This window comes from Arthrobacter sp. SDTb3-6, assembly GCF_013376095.1.
Classification (GTDB): Bacteria; Actinomycetota; Actinomycetes; order Actinomycetales; family Micrococcaceae; genus Specibacter.
This window is the reverse complement of sequence record NZ_JAAMFN010000017.1, coordinates 19,599-42,758: the sequence shown is the minus strand read 5'-3', so window position 1 is coordinate 42,758 and position 23,160 is coordinate 19,599. Positions and strand designations below refer to the sequence as shown.

The window sequence follows — 23,160 nt, the reverse complement described above, 5'->3', positions numbered from 1 at the left end:
TCTGTGGGATTTTAGTAAGTGGGGGACAGCGGCATGCGGGCCTGCTGTTCTGGTGTGCCGCGGGCCAGGTAGGCGTCCAGGGTGGCCGCGCGGTGGGCGCGGGCGGCGCGTTCCACCGTGTCGGCATCGGCCCCGTTTTCCAGCAGTTTCAGCAGGGCCTCGTGTTCGGCAACGGATTCCTTGGCCCGGCCGGGAACGTAGTTGAACGTGGAGGACCGCAGCGCCTGCAGCCGGTTCCAGCCGCGGTGGACCATGTCCAGGATGTGCGGGTTGGGGCAGTTTTCAAACAGGACGCTGTGGAATTCCAGGTTCAACGCCGTGAAGCGGACCGGGTCAAAATGTTCCAGGCACTCGCGCATGGCCGCGTTGACGCCCCGGGCCCGGGCGATGTCCTCCGGGCCGATCAGCGGTGCCGAGAGTGCCGTGGCGGCGCCTTCCACAATGCTGAGCGTCTGCATCGTGTACAGGTACTCGGTGGGATCGATCCCGGCCACCGTGGCCCCCACGTTGCGCTCGAAGGTGATAAAGCCTTCAGCCTCGAGCCGGCGGACGGCCTCGCGGACCGGCACCACGGAGAACCCGAGGTCCTCGGCCAGCTTGGCCAGCACCAGCCGGTAGCCGGGCGTGTACCCGCCGCCAAGGATCTTCTCCTTGATGGCGGCGTACGCCCGCTCCGACTTGCTGGCTGTCTCGGGGCTCATTACTGCGCCGCGGGATTCGGATGCGTGGCGGCCCAGTCGTTGAACTTCGCCTTCCACGCCGCGTTCATCGGGTACAGGCCCTCCACGCTGTTGCCTTCGGAGACCATTTCGGCGATGAAGGTTTCCTGGTGCTCCTGGACGATGGCGTCGTCGGCCACTTCCTCCGCCAACGACGGCGGAATCACCAGGACGCCGTCCGAGTCGCCGACGATGATGTCGCCGGGCTGCACGGTGGCGCCGCCGCAGGAGATGGTCAGGTCGGTGTCCCACGGGATGTGCTTGCGGCCCAGGACGGCGGGGTGCGCTCCGGTGAAGAAGGTGGGCATGTCCAGGGCGGCGACGGCGGCAACGTCGCGGACCCCGCCGTCGGTCACGATGGCGGCGGCGCCATTGATCTGTGCACGCAGGGCCAGGATGTCCCCGACGGTGCCGGTGCCGGGCTCGCCGCGGGCCTCCATGACCAGGACTTCGCCGTCGTTGAGCGTGTTGATGATGCGCTTCTGGGCGTTGTAGCCGCCGCCGTGCGTCTTGAACAGGTCTTCGCGGTTGGGCACGTAGCGAAGGGTGCGGGCCGTGCCGGCGATCCGCAGTTCGGGGCGGGTGGACTTCAGTCCGTCGATGCTGACGTTGTTCAGCCCGCGCTTGCGCAGCTGGGCGCTGAGCGTGGCGGTGCCCACGCTGGTCAGCTTGCGCTTGAGGTCGGCGCTGAGGCCCTTCGGCGTCAGGCCGGCAGCCTCGGCCGAGCCCCAGGCGTCTTCGCGATCGGCGTCGGAGACCTTGGGCTGGTTGCCGAAAGCGGCGAATTCCGCGGTGCCCTGTGTGACGGTGGTGCGCAGGCGCCCGGTGGACAAGCCGGCTGCGGGGGCGTCAACCTCAACTTCGATGACGTCGCCGGGGACGGCGACCGAGGAACCGGCGGGGGTGCCGGTGAGGATGACGTCGCCCGGTTCCAGCGTCATGAGCTGGGAAAGGTCCGCGACGATTTGGCTGAACGGGAAGATCAGGCCGGCCGTGGTGTCGTCCTGGACGGGTTCGCCGTTGAGCCAGGTGCGCACGCGCAGGCCGGCCGGGTCGACGTCGGCGGCCGGGATGAGGGCCGGGCCGAAGGGCGTGAAGCCGTCGCCGGACTTGGAGCGGACGTTGGAGCCCTTGTCCGCGTACTTGATGTCGTAGATGCCCAGGTCGTTGCTGGCGGTGACGTACCCGACGTGGGACCAGGCCTCCTCGGGGCTGACGCGGCGGGCGGCCGTGCCGATGACCAGGGCGATCTCACCCTCATAGGCCATCAGCTCGCAGCCGGCGGGGCGCTCAATGTCGGAGCCGCTCAGGCTCAGGGACGACGACGCCTTGAGGAAGTACGAGGGGTTTGCCGGGGTGCGCCCGCGCTGGTCCGCCCGGGACTGGTACGCCAGATGGACGGCGATGACCTTGCCGGCCTGCTTGAGCGTGTCTGCTGTGACTTGTTCCACGGAACACTCCTGGGATGGAAGTTGACGGCTTGCCGCGGCCGGTGGACCGGCCGCCAATATCAAGTACGATATCGTATACGATCACCATATCCGTGTTGCGACGGTCACGTCAAGCCCTTGGGCGGGGTGAATTTCCGGCCGCGGGCTGGCACCTACTGGAGCTGAGCCTCGATGACGTGGGCGCTGGCGGCGAGCCGGGCGCCGATGGATGCGGGGTCGGTGCTGGGGCCGAGGGAGATGGCGCAGATGGCGGCCGGCATGCCGCCGGGAATGTGGATGGGGGCGGCGATGGCGGCGACTCCGGGCAGGACCTCGTCGTGGCTCGTGGCGAATCCGGCGGCCCTGGCGGCGCGGGCTTCCGGGCGGTAGGGCAGGCCCGGTGCCAGCCGCTCCCAAGTGTCCTCGCTGATGGCGGACTGGATGGCGATGCCGGGCGCGCCGGAACTAAAGGAGTGGCGCGTGCCCGGACGCTGGGCCAGGGTGGCCCCCGAATGGCGCGGCTCCACGGTCAGGAGGGTGACCGACGCGCGGTGGTCCCAGACCGCGATGAAGGTGGTCATGTCCAGTTCATTGGCCAGTTCCGTCAGTTCCGGCAGGGCCGCCGTCTGCAGGTTGCGATTGACGCCGCGGGCCAGTGCCGCCAGCCCCGGTCCGGCCTGGACGCGCCCGGCGTCGTCCCGCATCAGCAGCGAGTGGTCCTCCAGGGTGCGCAGGATCCGGTAGGCGATGGAGCGGTGCACGCCCAGTGCGGCGGACAGCTCGGCAATGGTCATGGGAGACTGGGCTTCGGCCAGGATTTCCAGCGCGCGGATGCCGCGCGACAAGGTTTGTGAATGCGCCGGGGTTTTGGCCGGGGTGCCGTCTGCTGAAGCTGAGCTCACTATGCCGTCCTAATCAGTGGCCGGCGGCGGGCTGCCGGCGCTTGTGGTTGCTGCCACATTTCACATTCATCCTATATTGGAACTTCTGATTCAGATAACGAACAAGAAGTGGCCCGTGGCCGGGGGTGCTGCCCCTGCGCCAAGCAGCATTGGTTAGGCGGTTGTTGTGGTTCTGAAGCCGCAGTTGGCGCTGGCTGATTCGGGGGAGTTGTGGCTGCGGGCGGCGAGGCGGTAGCGGTTGCAGTAGGAGTCGTGGCAGAGGTAGGAGCCGCCGCGCATGACGCGGCCGCGGCCGATGGTGGGCCCGGGCGGGTCGGTCAGGGTGCCCTGGCCGTGGCAGGTTTTGTAGTACTTGGGCAGGAACCAGTCGGCGCACCATTCCCAGACGTTGCCGCTCGTTTGGAAGAGCCCGTACCCGTTGGGTGCGAAGCTGCGCACGGGGGCGGTGGTAAGGAAACCGTCGTCGCCGGTGTTTTCGGTGGGGAAGGCGCCCTGCCAAATGTTGCAATGATGGACTCTGGTGCCGTCCGCGGCCAGTCCGTGGAGTTCGTTGCCCCAGGGGTAGCGGGCCTGGGGCAGGCCGCCGCGGGCCGCGTATTCCCACTGGGCCTCGGTGGGCAGGGACCGCCCGGCCCACGCGCAGTAGGCCAGTGCGTCGGTGTGGGAGACCTGCACCACGGGGTGGTCCGGGATGTCGTGCCAGGTGGATTTCGGCCCGGCGGGGTGGGCCCAGTCGGCGCCGCGGATGTTGAGCCACCATGGTGTGCCGGCGGCCGTGCCCAGGATGTCGCGTTGGTCTGCCTGGACGGCGAGGTGGAACACGGCGGAGGTGCCGTAGGCTTCGGAGTCGGTGCGGTAGCCGGTGGCGTTGATGAAGGCGGCGAACCGGGCGTTGGTGACGGTGGTGGCGTCGATGCGGAAGGCGGAGATGCTGACCTGGTGGACGGGCGTCTCGCCGTCGGCCGGGTAGCCCTCGTCGAAGGGGTCGCCCATGGCGAACGTCCCCGCCGGGACCAGGACGTCGTCGTGGACCGATTCCGGGCCGGCGGCCCGCGCGGCGGGAACGGGTGCCGGCAGGACGCCATGCGTTTCCGGCACGGCCTGCCCGCGGCCCGGACTGCAGCAGCTTGGCATTTCCATCTGGGACCTCGCGCTTCCCTTGTTCCTATGTCTTCATGCGATGGGACGTACCTGGACCGATTTGTTCGTAAAAACCGTAAAATCGGCGGGCCATCCGGCGGCTCGGCGGTGAGGGCCGCAGGGCCGAAAACCGGCCGGGCCACGTGTAGCGTACCGTGAAATCCCTGGGCGTTCTCAGTAGGCCAGTGCCCTGGACAGGCTGAGGGCCAGTAACTTGACCAGTTCCTTCGACCTGGCTTCATCGGGGTCGGCCAGGTGCTGCATGCTGATGCCGTCGATTCCCGAGATGAAGAGCCGGGTGACCTGTTCCAGGTTGGACGGAATCGGCTCGACGGCGGCCACGGCGGCATCGGTGAACAGCGCCATGGTGGAGCTGATCCAGCCGTTGTACATCGACTGGTTCATGGCCAGGGCCTGCGGCTGGCCGCCGTCGTCGACCCGGAAGCGGCGCAGCAACAGCTCAAAAGTGGTGACCTGCTCGTGAGGGTTCTGGACCATGCGGTCCCAAACACGCAGGGCATGCGCTTCCATGACGTGCGCCAGCCCGGCCGTGGAGGCTGGCACGGGCGGAAGTGCCATCGCGTAGTCACGGCTGAGGTAGTTGTAGACCTCCTGCAGCAACTCGTCCTTGTTGCGAAAGCAGTAGTGCAGCGATGCAAGCGGAGCATTGGCCTCCGCCGCAATGCGGCGCGTCGTGGCCGCCGCAACACCATGGTTGGCTATCACCCGCGCGGCCGAGCGGACAAACTCGCTGCGCCGGTCGTCGGCTGAAATGCGCGCCATGCTTTCCCCTTCCCAGCCGGCCGGTCCGGCAACGGCGATTCCGCTGCGCGGCCAGATCCCTGCAGCGTAGCCGGGACAGTGCCCGGACAGTGTTGCAGGTCTCTCCAAATCTCTGCCCTCAGGCTATACAAAAAATAATACGCCCAGATCTAGTCAATTGATCAAGTCATCTGACATACTCTTAGAAAGTTAGCTGGATCACAGAGAGGTGATTGCGTGTCGACACCATGGGAAGCCCCAAGCCAGACCCCTGACCTGGTCCTGTTTGGCGGTACCGTCCTGACCGGGGAACTGCCGGCCGGCCCGGATCGTGCTGCGCAGGTCCACGGTGCCTCTGCCCTGGCCATAACCGGGGGAGTGGTCACGGCCGTGGGCGGGGACGGACTCCGTCACCTCGCCGGGCCGGCCACACGCCTGGTGGACCTGCGCGGCGGCACAGTGCTTCCAGGCATCAACGATGCACACCTTCATTTGGTGGGCACTGCCATGACGCTCTTTGGCCATGTCAAGATCGGTGCAGCAGCCGCGGCCAACTGGGACCAAGTTGTCGGCATCCTGGGCAACAGCCCGGTTCCACCTGACGGGTGGATCCGTGCCCACGGATGGGATTCAGCGACCCTCGGGCCTGGTGGGGCGCAGGCCCTGGCGCAATGCCGCCAGGACGTTCCAGTGGTCGCCTTTGACCAGACGGGACACCAGCTGCTCGCCAACGCGGCCGCCCTGCGCCGGGCTGGCATCACGGACGCCACCCACGATCCTGACGGCGGAGTGATTGAACGCCATGCCGACGGTTCGCCCACCGGCTTGCTGCAGGACGGGGCGGCCGTCCTGATGAACTCCGTACTGCCGGATGTGCCACGCACTGTCCTGCACTCGGCACTGCTGAAAACGCAGGCCCTCCTTCACGCCCGGGGCATCACGTCGCTGACAGAGCCCGGCTTGGGGCCCGGAAGCCCTGGACTGTTCGACGGTTCGGGCACCACCGGAGCCCTCGAGCTGCTTGGCGACATGGCCGCTGCCGATGAGCTAAGTCTCCGGGTTGCCGTCCTGATGCTCTTCGCGGGGACGGGCGGGGTGAGCGCGGCCGCCGTAAGGCGAGGCCTTTCCTCGGGGCTTGCCGGCACCTATCTGAGCCGGGGAATCGACCCGCGGCGACTCGCGGTCGCCGGCGTCAAGGTTTTCTCCGACGGCATCCCGCGCAGCAACACCGCCTGGATGCATGAACCGTACGGCGCCAAATGCACACACGGCCACCTCGTCGTCGCCGGGGACACTGACGAGGAGCGGGTCGCCGAGCTGGGCAGGATTTTGGCGCTGATTGACGACGCCGGGCTCCAGGCCGGCATCCATGCCACCGGCGACGCCGCGACCGAAACCGCGGTTGAACTCCTGTCAGGCCTCGCGCCGGGCCGGGGCCCGGAACGCCGGCACTACATCATCCACGGAGCCTTCAGCGGAAACGAAACCTTGCACACCATGGCAAGACGGGGCATCGGCTACAGCACCAACCCCTTGATCCGTGCCACGGCGGGGGACCTGATGCGCGGCGTCATGGGGGAAGAGCGTTTTGCCCGGCATCAGCCGCTGCGCTCGGCCCTCTCCGCCGGAGCCGCCGTGAACCTTGCCTCCGATTCCCCCGTCACGTCCACGGACTGGCGCCGGACAATCATCGCCGCCGTCCGGAGGGCCACCCCAAGCCGGGCGGGCGCGGCCAATGACCCTGAACGCATCACTTCCCTCGAGGCACTGGCAGCCATGACGTCGCTTCCAGCCTGGCAGGACCATGCCGAAACGTACAAGGGCACACTCCGCCCCGGCATGGTGGCAGACCTTTGCGTCCTCGACGGGCCCTGGCCCGACGAGAACAGGATCGAGGAACTCATGGAGCGCCAAGTGGTGCTCACCGCCGTCGGCGGACAAATCGTCCATGACCTGTCCGGCTGGCCGGCATAGGCCTTCCCAACATCACTTTGCAGCACCACCACTGGCATTCCCACCACTTCAAGGAGCACCATGAAACTACGATTCCCCTTTGCACTCGCCGGGCTGCTTGCCCTGGCCCTGGCCGGGTGCGGCTCACCGTCAAACGCCTCCGGTCCGGACAGCAACGGCATGACCACGTTGAAGGTCGGCACCATCGGACTGAGCTCCGACGCAGCCCTGAAGATCGGCATCGAAAAGGGCTTTTTCAAGGCCGAAAAGCTCACCATCGAGGATTCCACGATAGCCAACCCGCCGGCTGGCATCGCGGCCGCCCAGAGCGGGCAGCTGGACCTGGCGTATTCGCCGTCGATCCCGCTGCTGAACGCCCTCAGCCAGCATGTCCCCTTGAAGGTCGTCGCCGCCGCCGACGGGTACGCTCCGGCCGACCAGCAGCCGCCCAACCTGGCCGAGGTCGATGACACCGGCCTGTTTGTGGCCAAGGGCAGCCCCATTACCAGTCCCAAGGACCTGGTCGGCAAGACGATCGCCGTCCCCGCGCGCAAGGCACAGCTGGAGGTCACCATCTCCAAAGTCATCAAGGACGCCGGCGGCGACCCGTCCACCGTGAAGTGGACCGTGCTGGACTTCTCCTCGGCGCTGCAGTCCCTGAACTCGGGCCGCGTGGATGCGGCCGGCCTCGTCTCGCCGTTCACCGGAAAGGCCCAGTCGGCCGGGGACGTGAGGCTGTCATCGCCCGGCGTCGCCTTCTTCAAGGAGGGTGCCGTGGGCCTTTATGTCTCGGGTGCAAGCACAACGACAAAGGAAACCGCAGCCTTGCAAGCCTTTGCGCGCGGCATCAACAAGGCCAACGCCTACTGCAACGCCCACCTGGCCGAGTGCCAGCAGGTCGGCGCAAATCTGACGAAGGTTCCGCTGTCGGACATCCAAAGCGGCGCCCACACCTTCTGGCCGACCTCCGTCAGCATCACGGACATCCAGCGGGTCAATACGCAACTTGCCCAGCTTGGGTACCTGGGTGCCCCGGTAAACCTCGACGGCGTCCTGTTCAAATAGTCAGCACCGCTTCCCTTGCTAAGGACAACACCATGAAGCCACACCAGTTGGGACGGGGAGCACTTGGGCTCCTTGGTTCGATCGTGCTCTGGCAGCTGATCGCCGGCACGCACTTGGCCGGGGCCGCGCTCCCGTCGCCGCTCGCCACGTTCGCAGCACTAGGTGCCGACGTCTCCGGCGGCGCGTTCTGGTCCGCCGTCGGACAGACGGTTGGCGTGGCCCTGCTCGGCCTGATCGCCTCCGCCCTCGCCGGCATCGTGCTCGGCGTCCTGGTCGGCAGTTTTCCCGCGGCCCGCTACTCCACATTGGCGCTGCTGGAATTTCTCAAGCCGGTGCCGCCGATCGTCATCCTTCCGTTGGTGGTGCTCATTCTGGGCCCCACGGCAAAGATGGCCTGGCTGCTCACGTTCTTTGGCTGCCTCATCCCGATCATCACGCAGACCATGGCCGGCGTCCACGACACCGACCCGGTGGCGCGCGACACGGCCCGTTCCTACGGGCTGGGCCGCGTCGAGATCCTGTGGCGCGTCGTGCTGCCCAGTGCGATGCCGTTCATCGGCACCGCCCTGCGGGTGGCCGCACCGGTGGCCCTGATTGTTGCCGTCGTCGCCGGACTGCTGGGAGGTGGACCGGGGCTGGGCAAGAACCTCTACGTGGCGCAGTCCGCCGGCGACTATGCGTCCCTGTACGCCTACGTGCTGGTTTTGGGCATCTTGGGCCTGCTCTTCATCGGGCTGTCCCGCCTCGGCGAACGCCGCCTGCTGCACTGGCACCCCTCCTACCGTGAAGAGATGGTGTGACCATGCGCAAGACCTTGTACCTGGTGCTTGGCATCGGCACTCCGGTGATCCTCATCCTGGCCTGGTTCGCCGTATCCGCCGGTTCCACGGATACCTTCTTCCCGCCGCTGAGCTACATCCTGGAACGGTTTCAGGCCCTGTGGTTGTTCGCCCATTTTCAGTCGGACATCCTGGTCAGCCTGCTGAACCTCGTCATCGGCTTCGCCCTGGCGAGCGTCATCGGGGTCGGACTGGGATTCGTGCTGGCCATGCTGCCGAAGGTCGGGGAATATCTTGACCCGGTCATCCACTTCTTCCGCAGCATTCCCCCGGTGGCGCTTGTGCCGATTTTCGTCGCACTGATCGGCTTCGGCGTGGAGATGCGAGTCACCAGCATTGCCATGGCTGCCGTTTTTCCGACCCTGATCGCGACGGTGGACGGCTTGCGCGGCGTGGATTCAACGCTCAAGGATGTCAGCGCCGTCTACCGCCTCAGCACGCGGGAAAAGGTCCTGGGCGTCTACCTGCCCGCGGCCGGTCCGCACATTGCCTCCGGCATGCAGGTCAGCCTGCAGACCGCCTTCGTCGTCATGATCGCCAGCGAAATGCTCGGGCCCGCCCAGGGCATCGGCGCCATGACACTCCTGGCCCAGCAAAGCTTCATGATTGCGGACATGTGGTCCGGGATCCTGCTGCTGGGCGTCATCGGATTTGCCGCCAACATGATCTTCGAATTGGGCCGGCGCCGCCTGCTGGCTTGGTATATCGGTTCACGACAACTCGCAAAGGCCTCATGATGCTTTCAGCCTTACCCTCTTCCGTCCGCACCAGCCCGGCACAGACGTGTGCCCCCGACCAAGGAAAAGCCATGTCCCACGAAGCAGCCACGACAGCGAAACGGCCGGCGGCCTTGCCGCGCCTGGACGTGAAGTCCCTGGCCAAGTCCTACGGCACCGGCAGCAAGGCCAAGGTCATCATCGAGGACCTGACCTTTACCGTGGAAACCGGCGAGGTTGTCTGCATCGTCGGCCCTTCCGGCGTCGGCAAGACCACCCTGCTCAAATGCCTGGCCGGCCTGCAGACCGCCACCAGCGGCAGCGCGGCCATTGACGGCAGGGTCATTGACGGGCCGCCGCGGGAAATGGCGCTGGTCTTCCAGGACTACAACCGTTCCCTCATGCCATGGCTGACGGTGCGCAAGAACCTGCTGCTGCCGCTGCGGCATCTGAAGCTGCCGGCCGCCGAGCTGCGGGAACGCTGCGACAGCGCCCTGGAAGCTGTGGGCCTTACACATGCTGAGCACCAGTATCCGTGGCAGCTTTCCGGCGGCATGCAGCAGCGTGTGGCCATCGCCCGTGCCCTGGCCTACCGCCCCGAGATCCTGGTCATGGACGAACCCTTCGCCTCCGTGGACGCACAGACCCGCTTTGACCTTGAAGACCTGTGCCTGAAAATCCGCGACGACTTCAACATGACAATCCTCGTGGTGACACACGACATCGACGAGGCGGTTTACCTCTCCGACAGGGTGGTGGTCCTTGGTTCCAAGCCCGCGCGCGTGCTCAAAACCATCGACCTGGACCTGCCCAGGCCCCGGGACCAGATCACCACCCGCTCCCTGCCCGGGTTTGCCCAGCAGCGCACCGAGGTGCTGTCCCTGATCAAGAGGCCGGCATGAGCCAGGCTTCAGGCGCAGGGCGCCGACCCAACGTCGTCGTCTTCATTGCCGACCAGCTCCGGGCCGACCACCTCGGCTTTGCCGGCAATCCGGTGGTCAAGACCCCCCACCTTGACCGCCTTGCTGCGGCGAGCGTGGTCTTCACCGAGGCCACCGTGGCCAACCCCACCTGCATGCCCAACAGGGCCAGCCTGTTGACCGGCCGTTGGCCTTCGGCACACGGCACACGCTGCAACGGCATCACGATGGATCCGAATGCCAGCACCATGGTGCGGAACATGGCCCTGGATGGCTACAACACGGCCGCCGTCGGCAAGCTGCACCACCAAAACATGGGGTGGCCGTTCGAGGACGACCAACGGGCGGAGATCGAGGCGACCGACCCGCTGCTGCTGAGCCTGAACCATCGCGATGCCGCCGAGTTTGACCGGGAACCGGGCTGGGACAGGTGGGAAAACCGGTCCGACCATGAGGCCGGCTTCCTGCGGCTGCCCAAGGATTACTACGGCTACCAGCACGTGGACCTGGTGGTGGGCCACGGCGACAATCCCGGCGGGCACTACCGCCACTGGGCCGCCGGGCGTGGTTGGGACCCGCGCCGGCTGGGCGGCGCGGGAAACGCCGTGACGGTGTACCCGGGCTGGGAACAGGTGTATGAAACGGCCGTCCCCGTCGAAGCGCACCCGAGCAGCTATGTGGCGGACAAGGCCATCGAACGCATCGAGGCCCTGGCCGGGGAGGACGAGCCCTTCTTCCTGTTTGTGTCGTTTCCCGACCCGCACCACCCCTTCTCACCGCCGGCAGGGTATGCGGACCTCTACAGTCCGGAGGACATCCCGCTGCCCGCGGGCTTCCACCAGGACCACAGCAAGTCGCCCGAACACATCAGGGCACTTATCGACCACCGGGGAACTCCGGGCAGCGATTCAACCATGACGTGGTCCGTGACCGAGGACCAGTACCGGCATGCGGCCGCGGCCCAGTATGGCTTGATCACGCTCATGGACGAGCAGATCGGCCGGGTGCTGGGCGCCCTTAGCGCACAGGGGCTCGACGACGACACGGTCGTCCTGTTCACGAGCGACCACGGTGACCTTCTGGGAGATCACGGGCTGATGCTCAAACACTTCACCCACTACCGGGCAGTGACCAACGTCCCCCTGACCATCCGGGTTCCCGGCACGGCACCGCGCTCCACCGCCGCACTTGTCAGCACCGCCGACCTGGCGCCGACCCTGCTGGAGCTGACCGGGACGGCGGCGTTCCGCGGACTTCAGGGACAGTCCTTGGTGCCGCTGCTGGAGGGCAGCGTGGACGCCGTCCGTGAGGCATTGATCATTGAGGAGGACCAGCCATTCGGGCTGCCGGGGCTTCCGGCGCCGGTGCGCATCCGCTCGGTCCTGACGCGGCGCGCGCGCCTGACCCGGTACTTCGGGACGGCCGCCGCCACCGAGCTCTACGACCTCCTGTCCGACCCGGACGAGCTGGACAACCTGGCCGACGACACCGGCCACGCCCAGCTTTTGGGCCAGCTGACGGAGCTGATGCTGGAGGAAACGATGGCCCTGGGCGTCATGGGGACCAGGCCGACGGCGTCGGCCTGAGCGCGCAAACCAGGTGTGGTCCTCAGCGTGGCGGAGCCGAAAATGCGCAAGGGCGGCACGGCGCAGGCCGTGCCGCCCGGGGCAGTTGTGCCGCTCAGTCTTCCAGATCCGGGGCACCGCCGTAGCCGATGCCGAGGTAGACGTCGGGACGCGACTTCTTCAGCCGCAGGCCCCAGAGCAGTCCTGCGACGCCGGGCACCACCACGATCGCCGGGAGGATGACGGAAAGCGGGGAGAACTTGGTGGAGCCGATCAGCACGTTGAAATTGACCACGATCAGCACAAACACGGTGCCCAGCGTGAGGGCCGACAGGGCAGGTGCGACGAGCCGGGTCCATGTGGAGTATTCGCCCCTGTGCTTGCGGAAGTATCCGATGACGGACACCGAGATCATCACGAGCAGCAGCACCAGGCCGAACGCGCCGGTGTTCGTCAGCCACGTGAAGAACGTCAGCACGGGGTAGAGCGGACCAAGGTCGGAACCGGTGCCGGCGATCGCAAAGATGGCCAGCAGGACCAGCGCCAGTGCGGACTGGGTCAGGGAGCCGGCCACGGGGGCGTGGCGGGAGTTGACCCGGGCGAGTGCGCGCGGGATCACGCGCTCACGCCCGAGCGAGAACGTGTAGCGGGCCACGGCGTTGTGGAAGGCGATGAGGGCGGCCAGCAGGCTGGTCACGAACAGGACCTGGGCAATGTCCGAGACGATGACCGCGCCATGGGCCGTGAGGAAGTTGAAGAGCAGGTCCGGGCCCTGCTTCTGGGATTCGCCGATGATGTGGCTTGGCCCGGTGCCGATCACCATGGCCCACGAGGACACGGCGTAGAACACCGAGATGACGCCGACGGCGATGTAGGTGGCCCGTGCGATCGAGCGTTTCGGGTCCTTTGCCTCCTCGCTGTAGATGGCAGCCGACTCGAAGCCCATGAAGGCGGCCATGCTGAACGACAGGGCGGCGCCGATGCTGGCCGTGAACAGGTCCGACGGCGCCAGGCCGGCGCCGCTGACACCTTCGGGGCTGACGGCGAAGGAGATCACGTCAAAGACGATGACCGCCAGGAATTCGCCGGCCACCAGCACGCCGATCACCTTGGCTGAGAGGTCCACCTTGTTCACGCCGAGCCAGCCGACGATCACGAAGCCGACAAGCGCGGCCGCCCACCAGGGAAGGTTGGTGCCGAGCTTGCCGTTGATGAAGGACGCAAGGGCGAAGCCGAACAGGCCATAGATGCCCACCTGCATGGCGTTGTAGGAGACCAGTGCCACCCATGACGCGCCAACGCCCGTGGCACGGCCCAGCCCTTGGGAAATGTAGGCGTAAAACGCCCCGGCGTTGCGGATGTGCGAACTCATGGCTGCATAGCCGACGGCGAACAGTGCCAGGCAGACGCCCAGCAAAACGAAGGACAGCGGGACGCCGAGGTTGGCACTGACCGCAAAGTTGCTCGGCACCCCGCCCCCAATCACCGTCAGCGGGGCCGAGGCGGCGATGATCATGAAGACGAGTGCGGGCACACCGAGCGTGCGCTTGCTCAGCCCCGTGCCGGGCCCCTTGTCGGCGACGTTGCCGGTGGGGGGAAGTGTTCGTTCGTGTGACATTAAAACCTCCAGTGGGAGAATAAAGATATCTCGAGTGTGTCAGTTGTCACAGGCACCCGTTTGTTGTTCACGGCATTGCGCTTGACTTCCCGTGCAGGGTTGTTCGGCACGCACGCCCCGCCGGGGAATGCCGGCTGCAATGGCCCGGGGCAGGCCAAGGGACCGCAGCCACAGTGTGGCTGCGGTCCCGTCGCTGGGGCGGTCCGGAGCTTGTGCCTAGCCGTTGATGACCTGGGGGACGCCGAGGGCCTTGAGGCCTTCAACGCCGAATTCGAGGCCGTAGCCGGACTGCTTGGCGCCGCCGAAGGGGATGCGGGGGTCCACGGCGCCGTGCTTGTTGATCCACACGGTGCCGGACTGGATGCGTGCGGCGACCTCGCGGGCCGCGTCCAGGTCCGCGGACCAGACGGAGGCGCCCAGGCCCACGTCCAGGCTGTTGGCCATGGACACGGCGTCGTCGATGGTGTCGTAGCGGATGATCGGCAGTGCGGGGCCGAACTGTTCCTGGGCCACGAGCGGGTTGTCGTTGTCGATGTCGGCCACGAGCGTGGTCGGGTAGAAGTAGCCGGGCTGGTCGGGGTCGGGGTTGCCCCCGAGCAGCACACGGGCGCCGGAGTCCTTGGCGGCCTGGACCAGGGCGCTGACGATGTCGAACTGGGCCTTGTTCTGCAGGGGCCCGAGCACGTTGGCCTCGTCCAGGCCCACGCCCATGGGCATGGCCGCGGCGACGTCGGTCAGGGCCTGGCAGAGGTCGTCGTAGATGTCGGTGTGGACGTAGAGGCGCTTGAGCGCGGCGCAGGTCTGGCCGGTGTTGATGAACGCGCCCCAGAACAGGTCCTCGGCGATGGCCTTGGGGTCCGCGTCGGGGAGCACGATCCCGGCGTCGTTGCCGCCCAGTTCCAGGGTGAGGCGCTTGATGGTGTCGGCGGAGGAGCGGATGATGGCCTTGCCCGTGGCGGTGGAGCCGGTGAACATGACCTTGCCGACGGCGGGGTGTTCGGCCAGCCGGGCGCCGACGTCGCGGCCGCCGGAGATGACGTGCAGGACGTCTGTGGGCAGTTCGGCGTTGATCACCCGGGCCAGGGCGAGCACGCTCAGGGGCGTGTATTCGGAGGGCTTGACCACCACGGTGTTGCCCATGCGCAGGGCCGGGGCGATTTGCCAGACGGTGATCATCATGGGCCAGTTCCACGGCCCGATCGCGCCGACGACGCCGATGGGGCGGTAGTGGATCTGTGCGTGTGTTTCGCCGTCGTCCACGACGGTCTCGGCCTCCAGCGCGGTGGCGGCGGTGGCGCGCAGCCACGCGGCGCAGGCGCCGACCTCGAAGCGGGCGTTGGGGCCGTTGAGGGGCTTGCCCTGCTCACGGGAGAGCAGCCGGGCGAGTTCCTCGGCGTGGCGTTCGACGGCGTCGGCCGCCTTGAGCAGCGCGGCGCTGCGCGCCTCGTGGCCCAGGGCCGCCCAGGCCGGCTGCGCGGCCGCGGCCGCCGCAACGGCCCGGTCCAGGTCCGCCACGGTGTGGACCGGGGCCTGGCCCACGGCCTCGCCCGTGGCCGGGTCCAGGATGGTGCGGGTCTCGCCGCCGGCCGGTGCAATGGCGGTCAGGATGTCGGTTTGCGTTTCCATGAATGCTCCACTTCGAGTCTGGGGCCCAGGGGCGGCGGGGCCGTGCCGTGTCATCCCCAGTCTCGCCCGGGCCGCCGGGGAAGTCTTGTCTATGCGTGAACGCCGGTTGACCGTGGGCGAACAAGCCGGCCGTGGCGGCCCGTCCCGGCCGGCAGGCCCCGGGGGTGCCTACGCCGCGACGGGGGCTGCGCGCCGGTAGCTGCTGGGCGGCTCTCCAAAGGCGGCACGGAAAATGCGGCTGAAGTGCGCCGCGTCCACGAAACCCCAGCGGGCCGCGATGGCGCTGACCGAACGGTGCCCCTGGAGGGGGTCGCGCAGTTCGCGCCGGCAGTTTTCCAGCCGGCGCGTGCGGATCCACTGCGCCACCGTGGTGCCCGCTTCCTGGAATACATTGTGCAGGTGGCGGGTGGAGATGAAGTGCGCGGCCGCAATGCCGGCGGGGGACAGGAGGGGGTCGCCGAGGTTGGCCTCGATGAACCGGCGGATCCGTCCCAGCAGTTCCTCGTGCGGGTTGCCGGCGCCCCCGGGGCGGCGGTCCAGCTCCGCGGCGAGCAGGGTGCCCAGCAGGTCAATGGTGTTGTGGGCCAGCCGGTGGCCGCTGGGGCCGGAGAGGATGTCCAGGTTGTCCGCGAGCTCCGTCATGAAGGGGCTGATCATCCGCCCGAGCCCCTCGTCGCCGGCCATGCGAACGGCCGTGAGCGTGCCGACGGCACCGGACGGCAGGTCGAGGACGTCGTGCGGGAACATGAGCACCAGGGTGCGGAAGTCGGATTCGAAAGCGAGCGTGTAGGGGCGGTGGGTGTCGTAGACGGCCAGGTCGCCGGGGCGCAGCACCGCCTCGCGCCGGTCCTGGACGAGGATCCCCGTGCCGGAAAGCTGCAGGTTGAGCTTGTAGTACAGCCTGTCCGTGCTGGCGATGAGCGACGGCGTGCGGTGGACGCTGTGCCCGGAGGCCGTGACCTCGACGATGGCCAGCTCATCCAGCAGCCTCGAGCGCAGCTGTCCGCGGAAGTGGCCGGGGTCCCCGGAACGGACATGCAGCGGAACAAACGATTCCGAGACGAGGTCGTGCCAGGCGGCGAAGGAATCGGCGACGGCGGTTTGGACGGCGTCGGCGGTGTCGAGGGCGGAATTCATGGGAGTCCTTCGTGGCAGGTAGTGCTTGTCATCATGGTACGGGTCCATGTGGCCCCTGTCACTTATTTTCGACATCGGGCGAAAAACCTTTCGCCGGCCGGCCGGTCAACCAGTCGCGTCGGGTATCGGCATTTCTTGGACGGCGCCGGTGGCGGGGTCCGTGTGCGAGCCGTCACTTATGGCGGCTTTGACCCTTCGCAACCGCCGTAAGTGACGGGTCGAATGCTGCCTGATCGCATTCGGCGGACCCGCGTCGGCGCTCAGGTGAACTGCACCACGAAGCGGCGCTGCCAGGGGGTCTCCACCGCCCGCCGGTTGTAGTGGGCCCGGACATAGGCGACGGCATCGGCTGCGGGCAGGCCGTCCAGCACGGCCAGGCAGGCCAGCGCCGTCCCGGTGCGTCCCTGCCCTCCCAGGCAGGCAACCTCCACCCGCTCCGATGCTGCGCGGTCCCACGCCTCATGCAGGGCATCGACGGTCCCGGCGCGGTCCGTGGGCAGCCAAAGGTCATGCCAGCGCAGCCACCGGCTCTCCCAGGCGACCTGCGGGGGCCGGTGTCCCAAGAGGTAGAGCGCAAAATCCGGTTGGAGGCCATCCGGGAGGGGCCGCAACAGGGACCGGCCCCGGACAAGCCGGCCCGAGGGAAGCCGCAGCACGCCCATCCCGTGCTCGTCCCAGCTGCCGCTCACGCGCGCAGGAGCAGCAGGTAGGCGTCCAGGGCCTCGCTCAATTGGGCCGGCAGGTGCTCCCCGGGGGACATGGCTGCGACGATCTGCGCCCCCAGCAGCATGCTCATGAGCTGGTTGACGATGTCCTCGTCGCCGGCCGCGGCGGTGACCTCGCCGCGGCCCCGCGCCTGGTGCAGGTGTTTTTCCATGGTGGCGCGCCACTGGTTCATGGAGGTTTCGTGCAGCTGTGCCTTGGCGGGGTCGGTGAGGGCCTTTTGCCAGAACGGGATGACGATGCGGGCCTCGTTGATGCGGTCCTCGTCCAGGGGCAGCACTTCCTGGCAGAAGGCGCGCAGCGCCTCAAGCCCCACCTTGCCGGCCGAGGTGCCGGCAATGCGTTCATTGGTGCGGTTGAAGACGTGGCCAAAGGCGAAGGTGAGCAGCGCGTCCTTGGTCGGGAAGTAGGGCTTGAGCGCCCCGTTGGCAAAGCCGGCCTCCAGCGCCACTTCCCGCATGGTGGCGCCCTCGATGCCGTGCCGGGCAATGATCCGCCAGGTGGCGTCGACCAGCTCAAGCCGGCGTTGGTCGTGGTCGACGATCTTGGGCACTGAAGTTCTCCTGGCGGGCGGTTGCGGCAAACAAAACGGGGCTGGCCCCTTGTGATGCATCTTACGTGTGCGTATTATCTACAACCATAGAATAAAACGGGCCCGCCGCCCGCCCTTCCACGGAAAGAGAAGCCATGACAGCCGCCACCGACGTCGGGACTGCCCCCCTCGCACTGGCCACCGCCGCCGAAATCACCGCCGTCCGGGACATTCTCCGGGCCGCCGGGCTGCTGGGGGAGTCCGCGCGCATCGCCTACCTCGGCCTGCTGGACCCGCCGCGCGGCGCCACCGAAACCAACCGCCGCTTCCGGGTGTTCCTGCACGACCTCTCCGGCGCAGCGCCCAGGGACGCGGTGGTCTCCGTGACCCGCGGAACGGTGGAATCCGCCGTCGAACTTGACACGGCCGCCACCGGCGAGCTGCCCGTGCTTGAGGAGGAGTTCGAGGTGGTGGAGTCCATCCTGGCCGGGGACCCCGACTGGCTGGCGGCCCTGGCGGCCCGGAACCTCGACATCGCCACGGTGCGCGTTGCACCGCTCTCCGCCGGCGTTTTTGAGTACCCGGAGGAAAAGGGGCGCCGCATCCTGCGCGGCCTGGCGTTTGTCCAGGACTTTGCCGAGGACAGCCCGTGGGCCCACCCCGTGGACGGCCTGGTGGCCTACGTCGACGTCACCAACAAGAGCGTCGACGCCGTGCTGGACTTTGGCGTGGTCCCGGTGCCTGCCGAGCACGGCAACTACACCGACCCGGGGCTGACCGGCCCGCTGCGTGAAACGCAAAAGCCCATCAGCATCACCCAGCCCGAGGGCCCCAGCTTCACGGTCACCGGCGGCAACCACATCGAATGGGAGAAGTGGAGCCTGGAAGTGGGCTTCGACGCCCGCGAAGGCGTGGTCCTGCACAACCTGGCCTTCGACGACGGCGGCCGGCGCCGCTCCATCATCAAACGCGCCTCGATCGCCGAGATGGTGGTGCCCTACGGCGACCCGTCCCCCGTGCGGTCCTGGCAGAACTACTTTGACACCGGCGAATACCTCGTGGGCCAGTACGCCAACTCCCTGGAACTGGGCTGCGACTGCCTGGGCGAGATCACGTACCTGAGCCCGGTCCTCTCCGACGCCTTCGGCAATCCCCGGGAAATCCGCAACGGCATCTGCATGCACGAGGAGGACTGGTCCATTCTCTCCAAGCACTCGGACCTGTGGACCGGGATCGACTACACGCGCCGCAACCGCCGCCTGGTGGTCTCCTTCTTCACCACCATCGGCAACTACGACTACGGCTTCTACTGGTACCTCTACCTGGACGGCACCATCGAGTTCGAGGCCAAGGCCACCGGCGTCGTCTTCACCAGCGCCTACCCGGGCAAGGGCTACCCTTACGCCTCCGAACTGGCCCCCGGCCTGGGCGCGCCGTACCACCAGCACCTTTTCGGGGCCCGGCTGGACATGGCCCTCGACGGGCTGGCCAACCGCGTCGAGGAGGAGGACGTGGTGCGCGTGCCCATGGGAGAGGGCAACGAGCGCGGCAACGCGTTCACCCGCAGGCGCACCGTCCTGGCCAGGGAGTCCGACGCCGTCCGCGAGGCCGACATGCGGGCGGGCCGGACGTGGGTGGTGACCAACCCGACGTCCCTGAACCGGCTCGGCGAGCCCGTGGGCTACAAGCTGCACCCGCAGGGCCAGCCCATGCTGCTGGCCGACCCGGAATCCTCCGTGGCCCGGCGCGCCGCCTTTGCCACGAAGGACCTGTGGGTCACGCAGTACGCGGAAGGCGAGCGCTACCCGACCGGCGACTTCGTGAACCAGCACGGCGGCGGCGCCGGGCTGCCCGCTTATGTTGCCGCGGACCGCGAGCTGGACGGGCAGGACATTGTCCTCTGGCACACCTTCGGCCTGACCCACTTCCCGCGCGTGGAGGACTGGCCGATCATGCCCGTCGACTCGGTGGGCTTCAAGCTGCGCCCCGAGGGCTTTTTCGACCGCAGCCCCGTGCTGGACGTGCCCGCGAGCACGCCGGGCGGGCACCACGCCGGGGCCGGCGGCGATGACCACTGCCACTGCTAAGACGGCGCGGCGTGCCGTCGCGGCGCACCGGTGGGCCGGGTTTCCTGCCCGCCTGTGCGCCGCCGTCGCCCTGGCCTCCGTGGGCGCGCACCTGTGGATGGGGTGGGAGCACCGCGCCATGCCGTGGGAAAGCGCGCTCATGGTCCTGATGGCTGCCGCCTGCCTGCCGTGCGCCGTCTCCGTGTGGCGGCGCGGCCACGACCGCGGCGTACGGCTGCTGTTCGGCATGTCCCTGCTCATGGTTGCCGTGCACGCGGTCCTGCTCCTGGCGCCCGGTTCCCTGGCCGGCCACGGCGGCATGGCGATGGGCTCCATGGCGATGGGCCCCATGGCGACGGGCCCCACGGCGTCGATGGGCGCCGGCGGTCCCATGTCCGGCTCGGTGCCCCAGTCGGCGTCGATGCTGGGGATCATCGCCCTCGAGCTGGCCGTGGCCATGGCGGCAGCCTGGATCATGCGGCGCTCGCGGGGATGCCCGGCTCACACGAGCGGCCAGGGGTAGCGCATGCCGGTGGCGTCGTCCGGCAGCACGCCTGCGCGCAGCAGCCGCCGCGCGCGGCGGCCGAGGGCGGCAAGTTCGCCGTCGGCAAGCAGGCCGGCCAGCCCGGCGAGCCCCCCGGCGGGTTCCTCGATGTCCGCGAGCAGCGCCTCGATGTCCGCCAGCAGCGCCGCCGGGATGGGATCACCGGCGAAGTCCCAGATCACGGTGCGCAGCTTGTTCCCCGCGGCGAAGCACAGCCCGTTGTCGATGCCCCAGATGTGCCCGTCCGGGCCGCGCAGCACATGCCCGCCCTTGCGGTCGGTGTTGTTGGCGAGGCAGTCAAACACGGCAATCCGTGCCAGGTCCGCATGGGTCTCGGGCGCGTCCGCGAACAGCGAGAAGTAATGCTGGCCGGCGTCGGCCTCAATGAACCACTGCAGGGAACCGATCCCCAGCGGAGGGTCCCCGCGCACCACCGTTGGCGGCACGATCCCCCACCCCAGGTAGTCGCTGAGCAGGTAGGCCGCGCGCTCGCGCCGGTACAGCCCCGGTTCAAAATCGGCCAGGGGGCGCTCCCCGGCTTCCGGCTTGTAGATCGCCAGGGCCGAATCCCCGTCGCGGGAGAGCTGCACCAGGAACGTGGCATTGCTGCTGTTCACCACCCGCCCCACCAGGTCAACGTCCCCGCCTTCCAGCAGCGCCAGTTCCCGCCCGGACACGGTGTTCCCGTCCGTCATGGCGGTCCCAGCGCGCCAAGCGGCTCCAGCGTCGAATTGACCGTGAGCACGGCCGGGGCACGCCCCTCCGCGAGGGCGACGGCCGAGACCGATCCGGGGTCGATGCCGATTCGCTGGAAAAGGTCCAGCGGCGTGCCCAGGAAGTGGGCCACGGCGGCCTTGATCGGGTCCGCGTGGGAGACACAGACGACGGCGCCGCCCGGGTGGGCGCGGCACAGGCGTTCCAGTGTGCCCACCATTCGCCCCTGCATCTCCCTGAAGCTTTCCCCCTCCGGAAAGCGGAAGGCCGACGGCGTGTGCTGGACGGCCTGCCATTCCGGCAGCCGGGCCAGTTGGGCCAACTCGGCACCGGTCCAGGTTCCAAAGTCGCATTCGGTCAGCCCGGCGTCCACCACCACCTCCAGCCCCCGGCGGCCGGCGGTGGGCGCCGCCGTCTCGCGGGCACGCTCCAAGGGTGAGGAAAGGACGGCGTCGAGCGTCAGTCCGGCAAGCCGCTCCGCCAGGCGTTCGGCCTGGACATGGCCGTTGCCGGAGAGGTGCAGGCCGGGTGCGCGGCCGGGCAGCACCTTGCCCGTGGTCGGCGTTTCGCCGTGGCGCACCAGCAGGAGCAGGGTGCCTGCCGGTGCCGGGGCTGTCAAGGCACTCATCAGGACTAAGCGTAGCGGCAGGGGTCCCGCCGGAGCCTGCGAGGGATGTGGGGAGCCGCGGAGTGATGGCGGCGCGGGCCCGGGCGTCGGGGCCAGCGCCACTTTCCGCCCGACGAACCCCGCCGGAGTCTCGATTCGGTGGTGGGAGGGGGTCTACGGTGGAGGTGTGAGTGATCGTCCAGACATCTCCACCGTTGGTGAACTGCGGGCCGCCGGGCACGTGCTCAAGGAGCTGCGCCAGGAGCTGCGCGAAAACCTGCTCGCCGCCCTCGCGGCGGGCCGGGATCCCTGGCCGGGCATCCACGGCCTGGACGAGACCGTCCTGCCGCAGCTGGAACGGGCCCTGCTCGCCGGCCACGACGTGGTGCTCCTGGGCGAGCGCGGGCAGGGCAAGACCCGGATCCTGCGCACCCTGTCCGGGCTGCTGGACGAATGGTCGCCCATCATTGAGGGCTCGGAACTGAACGAACACCCTTATGAGCCGATTACCGCCGGATCCTGGGCCCGGGTACGTGCGGAAGGGGACAGCCTGCCGGTGGCCTGGCGCCATCGCAGCGAACGCTACGTGGAGAAGCTCGCCACTCCGGACACGTCCGTGGCCGACCTCATCGGCGACGTCGACCCCATGCGCGTGGCGGAGGGCCGGCGGCTGGGGGACCCGGAAACCATCCACTACGGACTGGTCCCGCGCGCCAACCGCGGCATTGTGGGCATCAACGAACTGCCCGACCTGGCCGAGCGCATCCAGGTGGCGCTGCTGAACGTGATGGAGGAACGCGACATCCAGATCCGCGGCTACGTGCTCCGCCTGCCGCTGGACGTGCTGGTGGTGGCCTCCGCCAACCCCGAGGATTACACGAACCGCGGGCGGATCATCACACCGCTGAAGGACCGCTTCGGCGCCGAGATCCGCACCCACTACCCGTTGGAGCTTGATGACGAGGTGGCCGTCATCAAGCAGGAGGGGAAGCTGGTGGCAGACGTGCCGCCCGTGCTCCTGGAAATCCTGGCCCGCTACACCCGGGCGCTGCGGCAGTCCCCGGCCATCAACCAAAGTTCCGGCGTTTCGGCGAGGTTCGGCATTGCCGGCGCCGAGACCGTCGCCGCGGCGGCGCTGCGCCGGGCCGCAGTCCGCGGGGAGGCAATACCGGTGGCCCGCATCGTCGACCTGGAAAGCGCGGTGGACGTCCTCTCCGGCAAGCTGGAGTTTGAATCCGGCGAGGAGGGGCGCGAGCGGGACATCCTGGACCACCTGCTGCGCACAGCCACCGCCGAAGCCGTCCGTGAGCACTACCGCGGCATCGACTTCGGCCCGCTGGTGGCCGCGTTCGACGGGCAGGTGACAGTGACCACGGGGGAGGACGTCACGGCGCGCGAGTTCCTGGACAACCTGCCCGGCCTGGAGGGTTCCGGGCTGTACGAGACGATCGGCAGCCACCTCAAGGCCGGCAATGACGGGCAGCGGGCCGCCGCCATTGAGCTGGCACTGGAAGGGCTCTTCCTGGCCCGGCGGATCTCCAAGGAGTCCGGCGGCGGGGAGACGGTTTACGGGTAAGGAGGC

Annotated in this window: 21 protein-coding genes; 9 read left to right on the top strand and 12 right to left on the bottom strand. The window is 68.2% G+C overall.

Going from position 1 to position 23,160, the window contains the following annotated elements; genetic code table 11:
• Positions 1-11 precede the first annotated feature (11 nt).
• The 5 genes from G6035_RS10075 to G6035_RS10055 form a co-directional block, all read right to left on the bottom strand.
• Positions 12-701: a GntR family transcriptional regulator gene (locus G6035_RS10075; protein ID WP_176616954.1), complete on the bottom strand. Its 690-nt coding sequence runs from the start codon at positions 699-701 to the stop codon at positions 12-14.
• Complete coding sequence (locus G6035_RS10070) at positions 701-2,170, bottom strand: fumarylacetoacetate hydrolase family protein (RefSeq protein ID WP_176616953.1); 1,470 nt, start codon at positions 2,168-2,170, stop codon at positions 701-703. The genes G6035_RS10075 and G6035_RS10070 overlap by 1 nt, the downstream gene beginning before the upstream one ends.
• A gap of 152 nt (positions 2,171-2,322) precedes the next feature.
• Entirely contained in the window at positions 2,323-3,054 is a 732-nt protein-coding gene (locus G6035_RS10065; protein ID WP_176616994.1) for a helix-turn-helix domain-containing protein, read from the bottom strand.
• A 150-nt stretch (positions 3,055-3,204) separates the two neighbouring features.
• Positions 3,205-4,185 (bottom strand): formylglycine-generating enzyme family protein, encoded by a 981-nt coding sequence (locus tag G6035_RS10060; protein WP_371130959.1) that lies wholly within the window; start codon positions 4,183-4,185, stop codon positions 3,205-3,207.
• A gap of 180 nt (positions 4,186-4,365) precedes the next feature.
• Entirely contained in the window at positions 4,366-4,974 is a 609-nt protein-coding gene (locus G6035_RS10055) for a TetR/AcrR family transcriptional regulator (RefSeq protein ID WP_176616951.1), read from the bottom strand.
• A gap of 216 nt (positions 4,975-5,190) precedes the next feature.
• Between G6035_RS10055 and G6035_RS10050 the strand changes: the two genes are divergently transcribed.
• The 6 genes from G6035_RS10050 to G6035_RS10025 all read left to right on the top strand — a co-directional run bounded on the left by G6035_RS10050 (position 5,191) and on the right by G6035_RS10025 (position 12,032).
• Positions 5,191-6,927: an amidohydrolase gene (locus G6035_RS10050; RefSeq protein ID WP_371130955.1), complete on the top strand. Its 1,737-nt coding sequence runs from the start codon at positions 5,191-5,193 to the stop codon at positions 6,925-6,927.
• A 60-nt stretch (positions 6,928-6,987) separates the two neighbouring features.
• Positions 6,988-7,971: an ABC transporter substrate-binding protein gene (locus tag G6035_RS10045; RefSeq protein WP_176616950.1), complete on the top strand. Its 984-nt coding sequence runs from the start codon at positions 6,988-6,990 to the stop codon at positions 7,969-7,971.
• 32 nt (positions 7,972-8,003) lie between these two features.
• Positions 8,004-8,771 carry an ABC transporter permease gene (locus G6035_RS10040; protein WP_176616949.1) on the top strand — a complete coding sequence of 256 codons (768 nt, stop codon included), beginning with the start codon at positions 8,004-8,006 and terminating at the stop codon, positions 8,769-8,771.
• A gap of 2 nt (positions 8,772-8,773) precedes the next feature.
• Positions 8,774-9,547: an ABC transporter permease gene (locus G6035_RS10035; protein ID WP_176616948.1), complete on the top strand. Its 774-nt coding sequence runs from the start codon at positions 8,774-8,776 to the stop codon at positions 9,545-9,547.
• Between the two features lie 71 nt (positions 9,548-9,618).
• Positions 9,619-10,428 carry an ABC transporter ATP-binding protein gene (locus G6035_RS10030; protein WP_176616947.1) on the top strand — a complete coding sequence of 270 codons (810 nt, stop codon included), beginning with the start codon at positions 9,619-9,621 and terminating at the stop codon, positions 10,426-10,428.
• A complete protein-coding gene (locus tag G6035_RS10025; RefSeq protein WP_176616946.1) occupies positions 10,425-12,032 on the top strand; it encodes a sulfatase in 1,608 nt (535 codons plus the stop codon). The genes G6035_RS10030 and G6035_RS10025 overlap by 4 nt, the downstream gene beginning before the upstream one ends.
• Before the next feature lie 94 nt (positions 12,033-12,126).
• Here G6035_RS10025 and G6035_RS10020 read toward each other — a convergent pair whose 3' ends face one another.
• From G6035_RS10020 to G6035_RS10000, 5 genes are all read right to left on the bottom strand, one after another.
• Positions 12,127-13,629, bottom strand: coding sequence for an APC family permease (locus tag G6035_RS10020; protein ID WP_176616945.1), 1,503 nt, complete (start codon positions 13,627-13,629; stop codon positions 12,127-12,129).
• 216 nt (positions 13,630-13,845) lie between these two features.
• On the bottom strand, positions 13,846-15,255 hold the full coding sequence (locus G6035_RS10015; RefSeq protein ID WP_176616944.1) for an aldehyde dehydrogenase family protein: 1,410 nt from the start codon (positions 15,253-15,255) through the stop codon (positions 13,846-13,848).
• Positions 15,256-15,423: 168 nt separating this feature from the next.
• Positions 15,424-16,392, bottom strand: a complete 969-nt coding sequence (locus G6035_RS10010) for a helix-turn-helix domain-containing protein (protein WP_176616943.1) — start codon at positions 16,390-16,392, stop codon at positions 15,424-15,426.
• 260 nt (positions 16,393-16,652) lie between these two features.
• The gene (locus G6035_RS10005; protein ID WP_371130954.1) at positions 16,653-17,081 is read right to left on the bottom strand and encodes a protein-tyrosine phosphatase family protein; all 429 of its coding nucleotides are present in this window, start codon (positions 17,079-17,081) and stop codon (positions 16,653-16,655) included.
• Complete coding sequence (locus tag G6035_RS10000) at positions 17,078-17,668, bottom strand: TetR/AcrR family transcriptional regulator (protein ID WP_176616942.1); 591 nt, start codon at positions 17,666-17,668, stop codon at positions 17,078-17,080. The genes G6035_RS10005 and G6035_RS10000 overlap by 4 nt, the downstream gene beginning before the upstream one ends.
• A 134-nt stretch (positions 17,669-17,802) precedes the next feature.
• Between G6035_RS10000 and G6035_RS09995 the strand changes: the two genes are divergently transcribed.
• Together G6035_RS09995 and G6035_RS09990 are read left to right on the top strand one after the other, a co-directional pair.
• Positions 17,803-19,734: a primary-amine oxidase gene (locus G6035_RS09995; protein WP_176616941.1), complete on the top strand. Its 1,932-nt coding sequence runs from the start codon at positions 17,803-17,805 to the stop codon at positions 19,732-19,734.
• The gene (locus G6035_RS09990) at positions 19,715-20,236 is read left to right on the top strand and encodes a hypothetical protein (RefSeq protein ID WP_176616940.1); all 522 of its coding nucleotides are present in this window, start codon (positions 19,715-19,717) and stop codon (positions 20,234-20,236) included. The genes G6035_RS09995 and G6035_RS09990 overlap by 20 nt, the downstream gene beginning before the upstream one ends.
• Here G6035_RS09990 and G6035_RS09985 read toward each other — a convergent pair.
• A complete protein-coding gene (locus G6035_RS09985) occupies positions 20,215-20,952 on the bottom strand; it encodes an SCO1664 family protein (RefSeq protein WP_176616939.1) in 738 nt (245 codons plus the stop codon). The genes G6035_RS09990 and G6035_RS09985 overlap by 22 nt on opposite strands.
• Entirely contained in the window at positions 20,949-21,599 is a 651-nt protein-coding gene (locus tag G6035_RS09980; RefSeq protein WP_176616938.1) for an MSMEG_4193 family putative phosphomutase, read from the bottom strand. Before G6035_RS09980 ends, G6035_RS09985 begins: the two co-directional genes overlap by 4 nt.
• A gap of 166 nt (positions 21,600-21,765) precedes the next feature.
• Between G6035_RS09980 and G6035_RS09975 the strand changes: the two genes are divergently transcribed.
• Positions 21,766-23,154: a sigma 54-interacting transcriptional regulator gene (locus G6035_RS09975; RefSeq protein WP_176616937.1), complete on the top strand. Its 1,389-nt coding sequence runs from the start codon at positions 21,766-21,768 to the stop codon at positions 23,152-23,154.
• The last annotated feature ends 6 nt before the right edge of the window (positions 23,155-23,160 follow it).